Raw genomic sequence first — 14,374 nt, forward strand, 5'->3', positions numbered from 1 at the left:
GGAAAAGGGAACGGGGCGGGGCCGGATCGCCCGCCCCGCTCCACCGGCGGGTCAGCAGTATTCACGGAATCCCGCGCGGAATCCCCGGGCGAAACCGCGGTCATACCCCTGTTCGTAATCGCTGTTGCGGGAACGCAGGCCCATCATGCCCTTCATCGGCTCGTCGCAGTCCTCCTTGGCCTGGTCCCAGCCGTCGTTGTAGCCGGCCCGGTACCCCTTCCGGTAGTCCCAGTCGCTGCCGGCGACCCCGGTGGCGCCGCTGACGGCCAGCACGGCGGACGGCACGGGTGCGGCCGCGGCGGGCGACACGGCAAGGCCCTGTGCGATCCCGATCCCGCTGAGAAAAATCAGGGTGCCGGTCACGGCGCCCATTTTCCGGATGCTCATCGTCGTCTCCCCCGATGTGACGATCCGAGCCGTCTGGCCCGGTATCTGAAAACTTACGCCGCTGTTTCGGGGCCGCTGGGGAACGACGATTTTCGCGCGATTTTCCGGAGACGGAAAGCGCGTTCACGGACACCGGTCGCAGCCCGGCGTAATTCCGGTTCCCCCCTTCGGTCAGCCGGAACGGCCGATCATCGGAATGGGGGTGGGTTGACGGGATGAGCGCGGAACCGGTTCGGGTCCGGGGACCTCACGGAGTGGCCGGAGCCGACTGGTCGGCACCGGTGGGTGGCTGATCAGAACCGGGCGGAGCGGGCTCCGGATCGATCGGCGCCCAGGCGAACGCCAGCGCCCCGCCGACCAGCGTCAACAGCAGACCGACCAGGAAGCCGCCCATGTTCGAGGTGATGAACGTGGCGAGCGCGCAGATCATCGCGATCAGCGAATAGAAGACGCGCTGCGCCGGATGGAAGATCAGCAGCACGCCGAGCAGAACGATCACCAACGGCATCAGGTAGCCGATGAAGTTCTGCATCCCGACGTGCAGCACCACGCCCAGCGGCGCCCAGACCGTGAACAGGATCTCGGCCCCGCCGAGCAGCACCAGCAGCCCGCCCCAGAACGGCCGGGTGCGGCGCCAGATCCGGAAGCCTCGCCAGGCGCGAGCACCCGGCGAGGCCCGATGCGTACCCGCCCCGGTCATGGTCAGCAGCCGTCCGAGGTGAACGCCATCCGCAGGTTGGGCAGGTGGAACGTGGCCGCCGTGGTGGCGTAGTTGTTCTGCTTCAGGTTGGTGATCGTCACCTCGTCGGCCTGCTGGCCGAAGACGCCGATCGCACCCTTCTTGCCCGGCACCGCGTCCAGCGTGCTGGCGTCCCGGCCGATCTCGATGTTGTTGAAGTCGGCGTTGCCGGTGATCAGGTCGGAGTCGACGACCAGGGTGTCCGCGGTGACCTTGTTCGAGGCGCTGCCCGCGGTGATCTTCAGGTTGATGCCGCCGAGCGCGATGCTCTGGCACAGGCCGTCCAGCTGGGCGTCGTTGATCGCCGAGACGATGACGACCACCTGGCCGCCGGTGTCACCCTCGTTGGGGCTGCCCGGCACCATCTGGTCGAGCTCCGCGTACTGCGCGAAGCCGGTGCCGTGCAGCCGGGGCGAGGTGACCGTGAACGGCATGCCGGAGATCGAGAAGGAGGCCGCGAGCACTCCCGTGCCGGTCAGCAGGATCAGGCCGGTGGTCGCCACGAGGCCGCCGAGCAGCATCGCGGTGAACCGGCGCCAGCGGGTCCGTCCGAGACGTGTGGGGGACATGCACTCTCCTTACCCGGCCGGCCGGCACTGCGGATGCCGCCCGACGCCTCGTTATTGGCGTTTCTCGATGGATTTCGGGAAAGTTACGCCGCAGTAACAGGGGCGTCAAGCGGAGCCACCGGTCATTCAGTCAGTGAAAAACCCCATCGGTATCTGACGTCGCGCAGGGTGCCACCACGCGCTCGCCGGCGGGCCGGACGGCCAGTTCCGCGGCGGCCGCCTCACGACCGACGAACGGCGCCATCATGAAGTAGCTGAGCATCGGCAGCAGATCCGGCAGCGCGGCGGCCCGTCCGGCCGAGACGTGCCCGTAGATCGTCGAGTAGACGCCGCCGACCACCGTGTCGACCAGGCCGTCCGGCACGTCTGGCGCCTCGGCGAAGAACCGGGAGAACCGGCCGAGCAGCTCGGTGCGCTCGCGCCGGGCGAGCGGCCCGGCCGCGTCGATCTCCACGATCGCCATCGCGGCGAAGGCCGGCACGCTGGCCAGCACGTCGAGCAGCACCTTCAGCGCGGCCCGGGCGCCGGTCCGCCAATCCCCGGCATCCGCGTACGCGTCGTCCATCAACCGCAGCACCACACCGGTCCCGTGCCGGTAGGTGTCCAGGAAGGCGTCTTCCTTGCCGGCGAAGAGCGCGTAGAACGCCGGGCGGGTCACCCCGGCCGCCGTGCAGATGTCGCTCACTCGGGCATTCACGTAGCCCTTCTCGGCGACCGTGTGTACCAGCGCGTCGAACAGCCGCTCCCGCTGCGTGGCGGCGATGACCTCGGGCGGCAATGATCGCGGGCCGCGTTTGATCGCCCGCGCCGGATCACGTCCGGCCCGGGCGCCCGGCAGCGGGCTGAGTACTGGTTTCGTCATCGTCGTCCCTCAATGTCTTGACATGGCATACCGCCGGGGTTTTTTATACCGTGAGGTGCGGATCTCGATGGTGCGTGAGGCGGAGTTCCCCCAGTATCGCCTCCCACTCAAGCCCCGGAACGCTGCGGAAACGGCCGGGTACCCGTCCCGCCGACCCTGAAGAAGGAGTGACGCCATGAAAGCGTCACGAGTCCTCGTCGCCGTCGCCGCGATCCTGGCACTCACCGCGTCCCCCGCCCGAGCCGCCGCGGGCGGCGCCTATGCCGGCCTGGACAACTGCCCGCTCACCTCCGCCACCATGAAGGACCCGACGAACCTCCAGGTGGGCTGCGTCCACTCGGTCACCAACGGCGGCAGCGTCACGATCGGCTCCAACGTCGTCCCGCTGACCACCCCGATCACCCTCCAATTCGGTGTCTACTGGCCGGCCGACGCGCCGACCCGGGAGTTCCCGGACGGCACCGTCGCCAACGTCTATTCCACCGTCCCCGCCGCCAAGGGCAAAACCCTGATCGCCAAACCGTTGCAGGTCAGCATCCCCGGCATCGCCAACATCATCCCCGGCGTCACCAGCGTCTTCGCCCAGGTCGAACTGGCCGGCTCGATCACCGAGTTCGTGCCGCTGGCCACCGGCGAGAACACCCCGGTCTTCGTGCTGCCGATCAAACTGCACCTCTACAACGCGCTCTTCGGCACCCGCTGCTACATCGGCTCGGACACCAGCCCGATCCGGTTCAGCCCGACCACCGGCACGACCAGCCCGCCGGCTCCGAACCAGCCGGTCACCGGGGACCCGGGCACGCTCGACGTGGTGCCCGACCCGAACGGCTTCGAGACCCTCGGCGTCGGGTTCACCGGCGCGACGCTCGTGGACAACGCTTACTCCGTACCGAAAGCGAATGGGTGCGGTCTGATCCCGGGCAGCCTGGACGGACTGATCAACCTGGCCTTCGGACTGCCCTCCGCGGCCGGCCGGAACGCCGTCGTGTTCAGCGGCAACAACACCACCTTCGCTCTCTCCCCCAGCCTCGCCGACCTCACCGGGGCGCTCGCCGCCTCCTGACCGAAAGGTGCACCCCCATGCACAAGTCCTGGATCACCGCCGCCATGCTGACCGGCGCCACCGCCACCCTGCTGATCACCGGCCCGGCGCTCGCCGACGACGCCACCGTCCTGACCACCGACAGCCTGGCCGGCCCCGCGGTCGCCGTCGGTGACACCATCGGGGCCGGCATCGTCCCCGGCAGCCAGGCGGTCTTCGCCACCGCGCCGGCCGGCCCCAACGGCATGAAGTGCGGCACGTCGAGCTTCAGCGCCGCGGTCAACGACAACCCGGCCGCGCCCGGCGCCGCCGCGCTCGGCTCCACGCTCGCCGTCTCCGGCTGCACGGTCACCGGCGTCCCGGGAGTGACCGGCGTCAACAGCGTCACGATCAACAACCAGCCGTACGCCACCACGGTCGCCAGCGACGGCACCGTCACGGTCACCGGCACCGACGCCGCGCCGATCTCCGCGACGCTCAACCTCAAGTCCCTGCTCGGCTCGGTGACCTGCAACTTCGTCGCCAACGGCAACACCATCACGGCGGTCGCCGACAACACCGACAACTCGATCACCTTCACCGACCAGCAGTTCGACAAGACCAGCGGACCGGCCGCCTGCGTGGCCAACGGCTACTTCACCGCGAAGTACACCCCGGTGGTGACCGCCACGGGCGCCCTGGTCTTCGTCAACTGACCACCGGAGTGGCCCGCCGGTCTCACGGCTTGCGGGCCACTCCCCCGTAGAGCGCCACCTGCGCGTCGGTGAACGGCGTCGGCTCCTCCGGGCGCCACCGCAGGATCGGCACCACACCCGGCTCGACCAGCTCCAGCCCGTCGAAGAACCGGGCCACCTCGTCCCGGCTGCGCAGCCGCGTCGGGATCCCCTGCGCCCGCATCACCTCGGCGAACTTCGCCCAGGCCACCGGATCGTGGTCCGCGGTGATGTGCGACACCACCAGGTGGCTGCCGCGCGGCACGGCGTCCATCAGGCGGGAGACGATGTCGTACGGGTGAGCACTGTCCTCGATGAAGTGCAGCACCGCGAAGAGCAGCACCCCGACCGGCTCGGACAGGTCGAGGGTGCTCCGCAGCTCCGGCGCCTCCAGGATCTCCCCGACCCGGTGCAGATCCCCGTCCACATAACTGGTCATCCCCTGGGGCGTGCTGGTCAGCAGCGCCCGCCCGTGGGTCAGCACGATCGGGTCCCGGTCCACGTAGACCACCCGGGCCGCCGGATCCCGCTGCTGCGCCACCTCGTGCACGTTCAGCGACGTCGGCAGGCCGCTCCCGATGTCCAGGAACTGCCGGATCCCCTGCCCGGCCAGGTACTGCACGGTGCGCCGCAGGAACGCCCGGTTCTGCAGCGGCGCGGTCGCCGCGTTCGGGTTCACCCGCAGCCCCTCGGCCGCCGCCGCCCGATCCGCCGCGAAGTTGTCCTTCCCACCGAGCAACACGTCATAGACCCGGGCCGGATGTGGCCGCCCGGTGTCCAACGCCTCCGCCACGAGCCCTCCAGGATCAACGCCCGACGATGCCCGCTCAGGATAGGCGGAAAATCACGTGGCGAGCAGCCCGGCAGCCGTGGGATACCTGTCGTCGTGGCCGATTTCGATGTGCGCACCGCCGACCTGCAGGCGCTCAACTCGCTGACCAAGTACCCGTCGATCCCGACGTACCACGAGCTCGACCCGCGCCACGGCGGGCTGACCGAGACGGTCACCTCGTTCCCCGGCCCGGTCATCGCCACCGAGAAGGTCGACGGCACGAACTCCCGGGTGATCCTGCTGCCGGACGGGAGTTACCTGCTCGGCTCGCGGGAGGAGCTGCTCTACGCGCGCGGCGACCTGATCGGCAACCCGGCCCAGGGCATCGTGGCCGCGCTGCGCGACGTCGCCGAGAACCTGCCGGACCAGCAGCTGCCGCCGGACACCCTGCGGGTCTACTACCTGGAGCTGTACGGCGGAAAGATCGGTGGCCAGGCCAAGCAGTACAGCAGCCGGGGCACGGTCGGCTGGCGGCTCTTCGACGTCGCCGAGATCGGTGACCTGCGGGACCGGCTCGGCTGGCCGGGGCGGCAGATCGCCGCCTGGCGCGACGGTGGCGGCCAGCCCTGGTGGACCGAGGACGAGCTGCGGGCGGTGACCGATTTCGAGCTGGCGCCGCGGTTGTTCACGGTGGACCGGGCGGAGCTGCCCGCGGACGTGGCCGGCATGCACGCCTTCCTGACCGAGCGGCTGCCGCGGACGCTGGTCGCGCTGGACGACAGCGGGCAGGGCCGGGCGGAGGGCATCGTGCTGCGCAGCCCGGACCGGGCGGTGATCGCCAAGGCGCGGTTCCAGGACTACGAGCGCACCCTGAAGCGGCGGCGCTGACTCAGCTCTTGCCGTCGGCCTGCTCCTGCCGCAGTTTGCGCTGGAGGCGGCGCTCCTGGAGGCGGCGCCAGCGGTCGTAGACCTCGAAGGCGGCGACGGCCGGCTCGGCGGCCCGGCCGGCGTGCCACTGGCGGGGCAGGAAGGCCTCGGCGCCGGCCCACAGCAGCTCGCTCATCGGGACGGTGCCGCCGTGCAGCTTCATCAGCTCGGCGGCCACCGCCACGGCGTGGTCGCTGCGCCGCCAGCGCTCCACCATCGACTGCCCGTGCAGCAGGTCGTCGTAGTCCTGCGGATCCAGGTCCATCCCGGTCCCCCTCACCGTGTGTAACCAAGTGCCAACTGGCGGGTGCCGGGAGTGTGCTGCGGAGCTTTCCGAGATCAACCGGCCGTAGGCGGTACACCCTGCTGCGATGGACCGCGCCTGTCAAGGTCGCAGGTCACGTCACGGTTACCGCCGGCCAGACAGTCATCCGTACGGTCAGTGACGCCCGGGCTCAAGGGTCTGACCGGATGCCGACAGCGGAATCGCTCGATCGGATCGAAAACCGCCATTCGGAGTACCACCGGCGAGCGATTACCGAAAGAGCCGAACTCGCCTACGGTTCTTTCTCGTCCGATCAACTTCCCGATTGGCTCACCCGCGCCGTCCCGTCCCTCTTGTCTTGGCCCGCGCCGTCCCGTCCCTCTCGTCTTGCCGCCGCGCCGTCCCGTCCCTCTCGTCTTGCCGCCGCACCGTCCCGTCCCTCTTGTCTTGGCCCGCACCATCTCGTTCTCGGATCGCAAGGAGCACCGCCATCGCCACCATCCCCGAGCCCGCCGGGCACGGCCTCCGCGTCGCCGTCGTCGGGCAGGACCGCACCGGACTCCGTCTCGCCCGCACGGCGGTCACCGCCGGGCACACGGTCGCCGGCTTCGACCCCGACCCCGACGTCGTCGCCAGGCTGCGGGCCGGCCGCTCGCCGCTCGGCGACGACCTGCCGGCCATGCACGAGACCGGGCGCTACCACGCGACCGACGATCCGGGCTGGCTGGCCGGCTGCACCGTCTACCTGATCGCCGCCCCGGTGCCGCTGCGCCGCGGCCGCCCGGACCTGCGCCCGGTGCTGGCCGCCGCCGACACCGTGGCCGGCCACCTGCGCCATCACGACCTGGTGATCCTGGAATCGTGGGTGGCGCCGGGCACCACCCGGGGCGTCTTCCAGGACGCGCTCGCGGCCCGCAGCAGCGCCCGTTACCACCTGGCCTTCTCCCCCGAACGCAACGGCCGCGCCAAGCTGGTCGGCGGCGTCGACCGCCGGTCCACGCTGGCCGCGACCGCGTTCTACCGCACCATGCACGACGTGGTCGTGGCCTGCGCCACTGCCGAGGAGGCGGAGTCCGCCAACCTGGCGGGCGCCTCCGAACGCCGCTCCGCGTAGCCCGCCGCCGCTCCGCTCGATGCGCTGCCGGTCCGCCTAGCCCGTCGCCGGTCCGCTCGATCCGCCGCCGCTCCGCTTGATCCGCCGCCGCTCTTTTTGACCCGCCGCCGCTCCGCTTGATCCGCCGCCGCTCTTTTTGACCCGCCGCCGTTCCGCTCGACCTGCCGCTCTGCTTGACCCGCCGCCGCTCTGCTTGGCCCGCCGCCGGGGCCTTCGGGCAGCAGCGGATCCAGTGCGCCACTGATCGTGCTCACGCGGCTCATTCGCTCTGGTGTCCTGGTCATTTTCGGTCAGAGCACCAGTCTGGCAATCCACAGCCGTCACCACTCCCGGTCTCAGCCCGGTGACGGCAAAGGCGGGGTGGGCCACTGTCGCGGTCCCGGCGACCGTGGCCCACCCGGCCGCACGGAATCCGGCCCGCGCTCGCCGGCTGAGGAAGCGAGCGCGGGCCGGGCCTGTGCACCCCGGTTACCCCGCGGGCCGGGCCCGGTTCCCCCGCGGGCCGGGCCTGTGCACCCACGGCTCCCGCAGGCAGGCTAGGCCTGTGCACCCCCGATTCCCGCAGGCAGGTCGGGCCTGTGCACCCACGGCTCCCGCAGGCAGGCCGGGCCTGTGCACCCACGGCTCCCGCAGGCAGGCCGGGCCTGTGCACCCACGGCTCCCGCAGGCAGGCCGGGCCTGTGCACCCACGGCTCCCGCAGGCAGGCCGGGCCTGTGCACCCACGGCTCCCGCAGGCAGGCCGGGCCTGTGCACCCACGGCTCCCGCAGGCAGGCCGGGCCTGTGCACCCACGGCTCCCGCAGGCAGGCCGGGCCTGTGCACCCACGGCTCCCGCAGGCAGGCCGGGCCTGTGCACCCACGGCTCCCGCAGGCAGGCCGGGCCTGTGCACCCACGGCTCCCGCAGGCAGGCCGGGCCTGTGCACTCCGGTATGCCGCAGTCCGGCCGCTGCCGGCTCAGCCACGCGTTATCCACATCAGCGCGTCATCCACAGCCCGGCCCCGCGAGATCTTGCTTTCGCGCCACACTGTCCTCGGGCAGGCCACCCCTGGGCGGGCGGGGACTGGAAAGTGGCCGGACCGGAAAGCGGCGAACCAGAAAGCGGCCGAACCGGAAAGCGGCCGGACCGGACCGGCGCCCGGGCCGCAACCCGCGCGAGGCAGGCCGGCCAGCGACCTGGCGGAACTGGCGGGCGGGCTGGCGCTGGGGGCTGTCTCGGGGACCGGGGACAGCCCCCAGCGCTGACCGCAGCCTCGGGCGTGTGCGGCGGCGGCCTCACGTGGGGATTGGCGCGAGACCTGGCCCGAGGCGGGTGGAACCGTCGGAGGTGGCCGCAGCCGGGTGCTGCTGGCGTACCGGAAAAGGGGTCGATCGGAAGGGGGTTGATGGGAAGCGGGTTGGTGGGAAGGGGGCGATCGCAAGGGGGTCGATCAAAAGGGGTTGATGGGCAAGGGGGAACGGGACTCAGTAGCCGACGCGGAAGGTGGCGTCCTGCTTGTCGGTGGTGGCGGAGCTTGACGTGATCGGGTCGATGCGCAGGACGTAGTTGTAGTGGCGCAGGTAGCGGTCCGGGTAGTTGTGGGAGCGGAACGACGTCCACGAGGAGTCGGCGAGGCCGGCGGTCCGGTGGAATGTGGCGTCGGCGGCGAAGGCGCTGGTGCCGTCGTTCGCGCTGAGGGTCAGGGCGTAGTTGTAGTGGCGCAGGTAGCGGTCCGGGTAGTTGACCGAGCGGAACGAGACGCCGGACCCGTCGGCCAGGCCGGGGACCAGGGTCCAGAGCTGGTCCTGATAGGGCTCGAAGGGATAGGCGTCGATCCGGCCGACACTGTTCGCGTGGCGGAGGTAGCGGTCCGGGAAGTTGTAGGACTTGACCCGGTTCCAGGCCGGAGTGCCCCATGTGGCGGTCAGGTTGGACAGTTCGATGGCGGTGATCGGGACGATGCCGCAGTGCTTGGAGTTGAGCGGCTGGGTGTAGGCGCGGTCGTTGAGCAGCGTCCAGGTTCCGCCCGCCAGATCGGTGGTCTGCCAGCAGAAGAACCGGCCGTTGGGGCTCCACGTGTCGCCCCACATGTACCACGTGTTCGAAGTGTTCGACTTGGTGATCTGCGGCGCCTCGACACCCCGGCCGGGCCCGATCGCCGAGGTGTAGACGCTGAAGCTGCCGGCGTCCAGGGACGATGAGCGGGTGCCGAGCAGCGTCGAGTTGGTGTTGTTCTTGTAGTACATGTAGTTCACGCCGCCGACTGTCACGAACGAGCCGTCGATCGCGTCGTACCCGGGGTCGTAGAAGACCGCGGGCGGCCCGGCGGTCACGAAGTCGCTGGTGTAATTGATCATCAGGACGTTGTGGCCGGTGCTGTTCACCGCGGAGTGGACGATGCCGTACTGGCCGCGGGACGCGTCCCAGAAGGCCTCCGGCGCCCACGCGTGGGTGGCCAGCGAGTGCACCTTGAGCAGCCGGTAATTGGTGAAGGTACGCAGGTCGGCGGAGTCCCAGACGTGCAGGTACTGGCTCTGGTAGGACCAGTCGGTGCCGTTCAGGTCGGTCGCCAGCACGACGAAGGTGCCGTCCTGTTTGCGCAGCAGGAACGGGTCGCGCAGGCCTTTGCTGCCGAGCGTCGGGGTGGCTACCGCATGGTTCTGGTTGAGCGGCGTCCAGTTGAGGCCGTCGCTGCTGACCGCGAGGTGCAGGCCGTAGTTGGCCGCGGTCATCGACGGGGATTCGGTGAAGTACGCCATGGCGTAGCCGGTGTAGGTGGCCGCCCGGGCCGCCTCGGGGACGAGGAGAGCGCCGGCCGTGCCGAGAAGCAGTGCCCGTCGTTTCATTTGGCGATCGCCGTCCCGTGCCGGCAGCCCGAGCAACCGACCTTGCCGAGGCTGGTCCAGGTGTTCAGGTCCGTGCTGGTGGCGGTGTAGATGCCGTCGCCGGCGCTGTAGTGGTCGACGTAGATCCGCCAGCTGCCGTTGTCCAGTTTGACCAGCGACGGTCCCTCGTAGCCGCTGGCGAACAGGGTGCCCCGGTTGACCCAGCCCTCGGTGAGGTTGGCGGTGGTGGTCCAGTGTTCGATGTACTTGGTGGTCTCGTTCTTGGTGAAGGCGTGCCAGGTGCTGCCGGACTTCACCACGAAGGTGTCGATGTGGTTGGTGCCCAGGCCCCACATCTGGGCCGGGCCGCTCCACGAGGTGAGGGCGGTGTTCCGGGCGGTGTAGACGTACGGCCGGAAGCAGAACGAGCAGGCGGTGGCGGCCACGCTGGTGATCAGCTTGACGCTGCTGCCCTCGACGTGGAACTCCGGCGCCCAGGTGTAGTTCGCGCCGGAGATCCCGGCCGGGATGCTGGCGATGGTGGTCCAGCTGGTCAGGTCGGTGCTGGACGCGACGTTGACGGAGGTGCTGCTGGTGGTCCAGGACTGCACCGTGTAGGCGACGTAGTAGACGCCGTTGCGCTTGAGGATGCTCGGGTCGCGCAGCACGCCGGTCGGGCCGTGGAAGTTGGTGTCGGTCAGCGTGCTCCAGCTGGTGCCGCCATCGGTGGACTGGTAGATCCAGAGTTCCTCGTCGGCGACGGCGTCGCCCTTGAAGGTGGCGTAGATCAGGGTGGTGGCGGCGGACGCCGGCTGGGGCAGGACCAGCGCGCCGAGGAGCAGGGCCAGCAGGCTGACCGCGCTCAGGAGACGTTTCATGCCGGGCTCCTTCACGACTGTTAGCGCTAACAATTCAGCGCCCAAGGGGACGTGCAGTACTGAAGGCATGGCGGGACGACCTGGGGCGGGGTCGCCGACGGTTCGAAGTTTCTGAATGATTGCGCTCAGATTGCAGGGCTGTCAAGGAGAACCGGGGAGGACCGTCACCACCGGCCGACGGCCGCCGGCAGCTCGCGGCGGGAGGTGACGCCCAGCTTCGTGAAGATCTTCCGCAGGTGCCACTCGACGGTCCGCGGGCTCAGGAACAGCACCGCGCCGATCTCCGGGTTGGTCCGCCCGGACGCCGCCAGCCGGGCGATCTGCGACTCCTGCGGGGTCAGCTCCTCGGCGGTCCCGGCCGAGCGCTTGCGGACCGTCTCGCCGGTCGCGGTCAGCTCCCGGCCGGCCCGCTCGGCGAAGCCCTCGGCGCCCATCGTGCTGAACGCCTCGTACGCCGGACGCAGCTGGTCCCGCGCCTCCCCGCGCCGGTTCGCCCGCCGCAGCCACTCCCCGTAGACCAGCCGGGCGCGAGCCAGCTGCAGCTTGTGCCGGCTCGCCGCGAACTGCTCGACCGCCTCCCGGTAGTCGCTCTCCCGGTCGTCGACCAGCGCGTCGGCCAGCGCCCGCACCCCGCGCGCCCACGCGGTGTCGACGGCCGCCGCCCGGGCCACCAGCCGGTCCCGGGCCTCGGCCGCGACGGCCGGCGATCCGGCTCGGGCCGCCGCCTCGACCAGCTCGCCGAGCGACCACTGCAGCACCGCGAGGTCCTCGTGGGCGGCCGCCTCCCGCGCCGCGGCCATCGCCGCCGCGTAGTCGCCGTGCCCGTTGTGCAGCACCGCCCTGCTGTACGCGGCGGTGCTGAGCAGCCAGCCGACGCCCCCGGCGGTGGCGTCCCGGCGGAGTTCGTCGATGAGCGCGAGCGCCTCGCCGGTCCGGCCGCGGAAGGCGGCCAGGATGCTCGCGCTCGCCGGGTGCGGCGCCGGTCCGGTGGCCCGGGCCAGCGCGGCGGCCTCGTCGATCAGGTCGGAGGCGTCGGCGAACCGGCCCGCGTAGATCAGCGCGGTGGACCGGAAGGTGAGCGCGCTGGGCAGCCGGGACAGCTCGCCGGCCGCCCGGGCGTAGGTGACCGCCTGCTCGGTGCGGTCCTGGAACGCCGCGTCGTCGAAGACCTCGTGGACCAGCATGCCGGTCAGCCAGAGCAGGTCCAGCTCGTTGTCGGTGGGCACCGCGTCGAGGGCCTCGCGGAACGCCGGAACCGCGGCGGCGTGCCCCGCCCGGTGCCAGGTGATCAGACTGGTGAGCAGCAGTCCGGCCGGCTCCTCGCCGGCCGGGGCGGACGCGGCCGCGTCGATGGCGGGGTCCAGCGAACCCAGCCGGCCCGCGTTGATCGCCGCGCCGACCGCCGACAGGTACGTCTCCCGGGCGGCGACCGGATCCAGGCCTCGGAGCCGGCCGGCCGCGGCGAGCAGCGGCGGTACCACCTCCCGCCCGCTGTTCACCACGAACGCGACCTGGGCGCGCAGCCGCTCCACACCGGCCTGCTGGACCGGGTCGAGCGGGCCCATCTCGACCGCGGCGAGCAGACCGGGGACCGCGGCGGCGGCTCCGGAGGCGAGCCGGGCCTGTGCGGCGGCAAGCATCCGCGCGGTGCGCCGGCTCGGGTCCGGGGTGAGCTCGGCGGCCCGCTCCAGGAACGCCGCCGCCGCGGCCCGGCCACCGCGGGCCAGAGCCCGGCCGGCCGAGTTCTCCAGCTCGGCGGCGACCGCCTCGTCGGGACCGGCGGCGGCGTGCCCGCGGTGCCAGGCGCGCCGGTCCGGATCCTCGACGGCGTCGGTGACCTCGGCGAGCGCCCGGTGCACGGCGCGCAGCTCGGCGGGGTCGGCGCGGTGCCAGGCGGCCGAGCGGACCAGCGGGTGCCGGAACCGGACCCGGGCCCCGATCTCGACCAGCCCGGCCGCCTCGGCCGGGCCGGCCGCCTCCGGGCTGACCCCGAGCAGCGCGACGGCCTTCCAGAGCAGCGGCACGTTGCCGATCGGCTCGACGGCGGCGGTCAGCAGCAGCGTGCGGGTGTCCGCGGGAAGGGCGGCGATCCGGCGTTCGAAACCGAGTTCCAGCCGGCCGGCCAGCACCGGCCCGGGCGTGCCGAAGCCGAACGCCAGATCGGCCGGGTCCAGCTCCCGGGGCAGTTCGAGCAGGGCGAGCGGGTTGCCCCGGGTCTCGTCGACGATCCGGTCCCGGACCCGGGCGTCGACCAGGCCGGGCAGCACGGTGTCCAGCAGGGCGCGGGCGTCGGCCTCCGGCAGGCCCTCGACGCGCAGCTCGGGCAGGCCGGTGAGCAGCGCGTCGTCGGCCGGGGTGCGGGCCGCGAAGACCAGCGCGACCGACTCGGCGTCCAGCCGGCGGGCCACGAAGGTGAGGATCACCTCGGACATCCGGTCCAGCCACTGGGCGTCGTCGACGACCACGACCAGTGGCTGGTCGACGGCGGCCTCGGCGAGCAGGCCGAGCACCGCGAGGCCGATCAGCAGCGCCTCCGGCGGCCGGCCGGCGGCCAGGCCGAACGCGGTGGACAGCGCGGCTCGCTGCGGCTCGGGCAGCCGGTCCAGGTGCGGCAGCAGCGGGGCGACCAGCTGCTGCAACGCCGAATAGGCCAGCTCGGTCTCCGGCTCGACCCCGGCGGCGCGGACCACCCGGCCGGCCGGCGCGTGCCCGGCCAGGTAGTCGAGCAGCGCCGACTTGCCCGCGCCGGCCTCGCCGCGCAGCACCAGGACCCGGCTCTGGCCGGCCCGGACATCCTGGAGAAGTCTGTCCAGCTGGTCCCGCTCGCGGCCGCGCCCCCGCAGTTCGATCACGCGGCGAGACTACCCGCCGCCCGCTCGCTGACCTCCTGCAAGAGATAGCCGTTGCCGTCCGGATCGGCGAACGAGGCGAACGAGCCGTAGGACAGCCGGCCCGGGTACAGGCCGGGCACCCGCTTGTCGGTGCCCGCGTGGTGGAAGATGCCGTCCGCGTCGTGGAAGATCTCGCTGACCTCGACGCCCCGGGCGAGCAGCTCGGCGCGGGCCTCCTCGATGTCCCGGACGACCAGGTGGACGTTCTCCATGGCGCCCGGCCGGGCGGTGCCGATGCCGACCCCGAAGACGATCGAGCAGGGCGAACCGGGCGGGGTGAAGTGCACCACCCGGAAGTCGTCGCCGCACACGTAGTCGAGGTCCTCGCGCCAGCCGAGCCGCCGGTAGAACGTCTTGGCCCGGTCGACGTCGCTGACCGGCACGGCGATCAGCTCGAGGTGGAAGTCCATC

At 71.6% G+C, this 14,374-nt stretch carries 14 protein-coding genes; 4 read left to right on the forward strand and 10 right to left on the reverse strand.

The window, feature by feature from the left end; all coding sequences use genetic code 11:
- Nucleotides 1-51: 51 nt before the first annotated feature.
- The 4 genes from BJY16_RS42300 to BJY16_RS42315 all read right to left on the reverse strand — a co-directional run bounded on the left by BJY16_RS42300 (nucleotide 52) and on the right by BJY16_RS42315 (nucleotide 2,557).
- The gene (locus tag BJY16_RS42300; RefSeq protein ID WP_185045275.1) at nucleotides 52-363 is read right to left on the reverse strand and encodes a FliH/SctL family protein; all 312 of its coding nucleotides are present in this window, start codon (nucleotides 361-363) and stop codon (nucleotides 52-54) included.
- Between the two features lie 271 nt (nucleotides 364-634).
- The gene (locus BJY16_RS42305) at nucleotides 635-1,087 is read right to left on the reverse strand and encodes a DUF6114 domain-containing protein (RefSeq protein ID WP_203758816.1); all 453 of its coding nucleotides are present in this window, start codon (nucleotides 1,085-1,087) and stop codon (nucleotides 635-637) included.
- A gap of 2 nt (nucleotides 1,088-1,089) precedes the next feature.
- On the reverse strand, nucleotides 1,090-1,695 hold the full coding sequence (locus tag BJY16_RS42310) for a DUF6230 family protein (RefSeq protein ID WP_185045277.1): 606 nt from the start codon (nucleotides 1,693-1,695) through the stop codon (nucleotides 1,090-1,092).
- A 130-nt stretch (nucleotides 1,696-1,825) separates the two neighbouring features.
- On the reverse strand, nucleotides 1,826-2,557 hold the full coding sequence (locus BJY16_RS42315) for a TetR/AcrR family transcriptional regulator (protein WP_185045279.1): 732 nt from the start codon (nucleotides 2,555-2,557) through the stop codon (nucleotides 1,826-1,828).
- Nucleotides 2,558-2,732: 175 nt separating this feature from the next.
- Between BJY16_RS42315 and BJY16_RS42320 the strand changes: the two genes are divergently transcribed.
- On the forward strand, nucleotides 2,733-3,620 hold the full coding sequence (locus tag BJY16_RS42320) for a hypothetical protein (protein ID WP_185045281.1): 888 nt from the start codon (nucleotides 2,733-2,735) through the stop codon (nucleotides 3,618-3,620).
- A 17-nt stretch (nucleotides 3,621-3,637) separates the two neighbouring features.
- Nucleotides 3,638-4,294 carry a Tat pathway signal sequence domain protein gene (locus tag BJY16_RS42325; protein WP_185045283.1) on the forward strand — a complete coding sequence of 219 codons (657 nt, stop codon included), beginning with the start codon at nucleotides 3,638-3,640 and terminating at the stop codon, nucleotides 4,292-4,294.
- 22 nt (nucleotides 4,295-4,316) lie between these two features.
- Here the strand turns inward: BJY16_RS42325 and BJY16_RS42330 are convergent, their stop codons facing one another.
- Nucleotides 4,317-5,105 carry an SAM-dependent methyltransferase gene (locus tag BJY16_RS42330; protein WP_185045285.1) on the reverse strand — a complete coding sequence of 263 codons (789 nt, stop codon included), beginning with the start codon at nucleotides 5,103-5,105 and terminating at the stop codon, nucleotides 4,317-4,319.
- A 93-nt stretch (nucleotides 5,106-5,198) separates the two neighbouring features.
- On the opposite strand from BJY16_RS42330, the gene BJY16_RS42335 reads away from it, so the two are divergent.
- Nucleotides 5,199-5,972: an RNA ligase family protein gene (locus BJY16_RS42335; protein WP_203758817.1), complete on the forward strand. Its 774-nt coding sequence runs from the start codon at nucleotides 5,199-5,201 to the stop codon at nucleotides 5,970-5,972.
- Nucleotide 5,973: 1 nt separating this feature from the next.
- Here BJY16_RS42335 and BJY16_RS42340 read toward each other — a convergent pair whose 3' ends face one another.
- On the reverse strand, nucleotides 5,974-6,276 hold the full coding sequence (locus BJY16_RS42340; RefSeq protein WP_185045289.1) for a hypothetical protein: 303 nt from the start codon (nucleotides 6,274-6,276) through the stop codon (nucleotides 5,974-5,976).
- A 442-nt stretch (nucleotides 6,277-6,718) separates the two neighbouring features.
- Between BJY16_RS42340 and BJY16_RS42345 the strand changes: the two genes are divergently transcribed.
- Entirely contained in the window at nucleotides 6,719-7,390 is a 672-nt protein-coding gene (locus BJY16_RS42345) for a nucleotide sugar dehydrogenase (protein WP_185045291.1), read from the forward strand.
- 1,463 nt (nucleotides 7,391-8,853) lie between these two features.
- On the opposite strand, the gene BJY16_RS42350 is transcribed toward BJY16_RS42345, so the two are convergent.
- From BJY16_RS42350 to BJY16_RS42365, 4 genes are all read right to left on the reverse strand, one after another.
- Nucleotides 8,854-10,215: a glycoside hydrolase family 43 protein gene (locus BJY16_RS42350; RefSeq protein WP_185045292.1), complete on the reverse strand. Its 1,362-nt coding sequence runs from the start codon at nucleotides 10,213-10,215 to the stop codon at nucleotides 8,854-8,856.
- Entirely contained in the window at nucleotides 10,212-11,072 is an 861-nt protein-coding gene (locus BJY16_RS42355; RefSeq protein ID WP_185045294.1) for a family 43 glycosylhydrolase, read from the reverse strand. The genes BJY16_RS42350 and BJY16_RS42355 overlap by 4 nt, the downstream gene beginning before the upstream one ends.
- Nucleotides 11,073-11,236: 164 nt before the next feature.
- Nucleotides 11,237-13,924, reverse strand: a complete 2,688-nt coding sequence (locus BJY16_RS42360) for a helix-turn-helix transcriptional regulator (RefSeq protein WP_185045296.1) — start codon at nucleotides 13,922-13,924, stop codon at nucleotides 11,237-11,239.
- Nucleotides 13,921-14,373, reverse strand: a complete 453-nt coding sequence (locus BJY16_RS42365; RefSeq protein ID WP_185045298.1) for a VOC family protein — start codon at nucleotides 14,371-14,373, stop codon at nucleotides 13,921-13,923. The genes BJY16_RS42360 and BJY16_RS42365 overlap by 4 nt, the downstream gene beginning before the upstream one ends.
- Nucleotide 14,374 lies beyond the last annotated feature (1 nt).

It is taken from the genome of Actinoplanes octamycinicus (genome assembly GCF_014205225.1).
GTDB classification, from domain to species: domain Bacteria; phylum Actinomycetota; class Actinomycetes; order Mycobacteriales; family Micromonosporaceae; genus Actinoplanes; species Actinoplanes octamycinicus.

Coding starts and splice junctions, on each gene's coding strand:
- BJY16_RS42320 (WP_185045281.1), top strand. CDS start 2,733: ATGAAAGCGTCACGAGTCCTCGTCGCCGTCGCCGCGATCCTGGCACTC.
- BJY16_RS42305 (WP_203758816.1), bottom strand. CDS start 1,087: ATGACCGGGGCGGGTACGCATCGGGCCTCGCCGGGTGCTCGCGCCTGG.
- BJY16_RS42355 (WP_185045294.1), bottom strand. CDS start 11,072: ATGAAACGTCTCCTGAGCGCGGTCAGCCTGCTGGCCCTGCTCCTCGGC.
- BJY16_RS42350 (WP_185045292.1), bottom strand. CDS start 10,215: ATGAAACGACGGGCACTGCTTCTCGGCACGGCCGGCGCTCTCCTCGTC.
- BJY16_RS42325 (WP_185045283.1), top strand. CDS start 3,638: ATGCACAAGTCCTGGATCACCGCCGCCATGCTGACCGGCGCCACCGCC.
- BJY16_RS42315 (WP_185045279.1), bottom strand. CDS start 2,557: ATGACGAAACCAGTACTCAGCCCGCTGCCGGGCGCCCGGGCCGGACGT.
- BJY16_RS42340 (WP_185045289.1), bottom strand. CDS start 6,276: ATGGACCTGGATCCGCAGGACTACGACGACCTGCTGCACGGGCAGTCG.
- BJY16_RS42365 (WP_185045298.1), bottom strand. CDS start 14,373: ATGGACTTCCACCTCGAGCTGATCGCCGTGCCGGTCAGCGACGTCGAC.
- BJY16_RS42310 (WP_185045277.1), bottom strand. CDS start 1,695: ATGTCCCCCACACGTCTCGGACGGACCCGCTGGCGCCGGTTCACCGCG.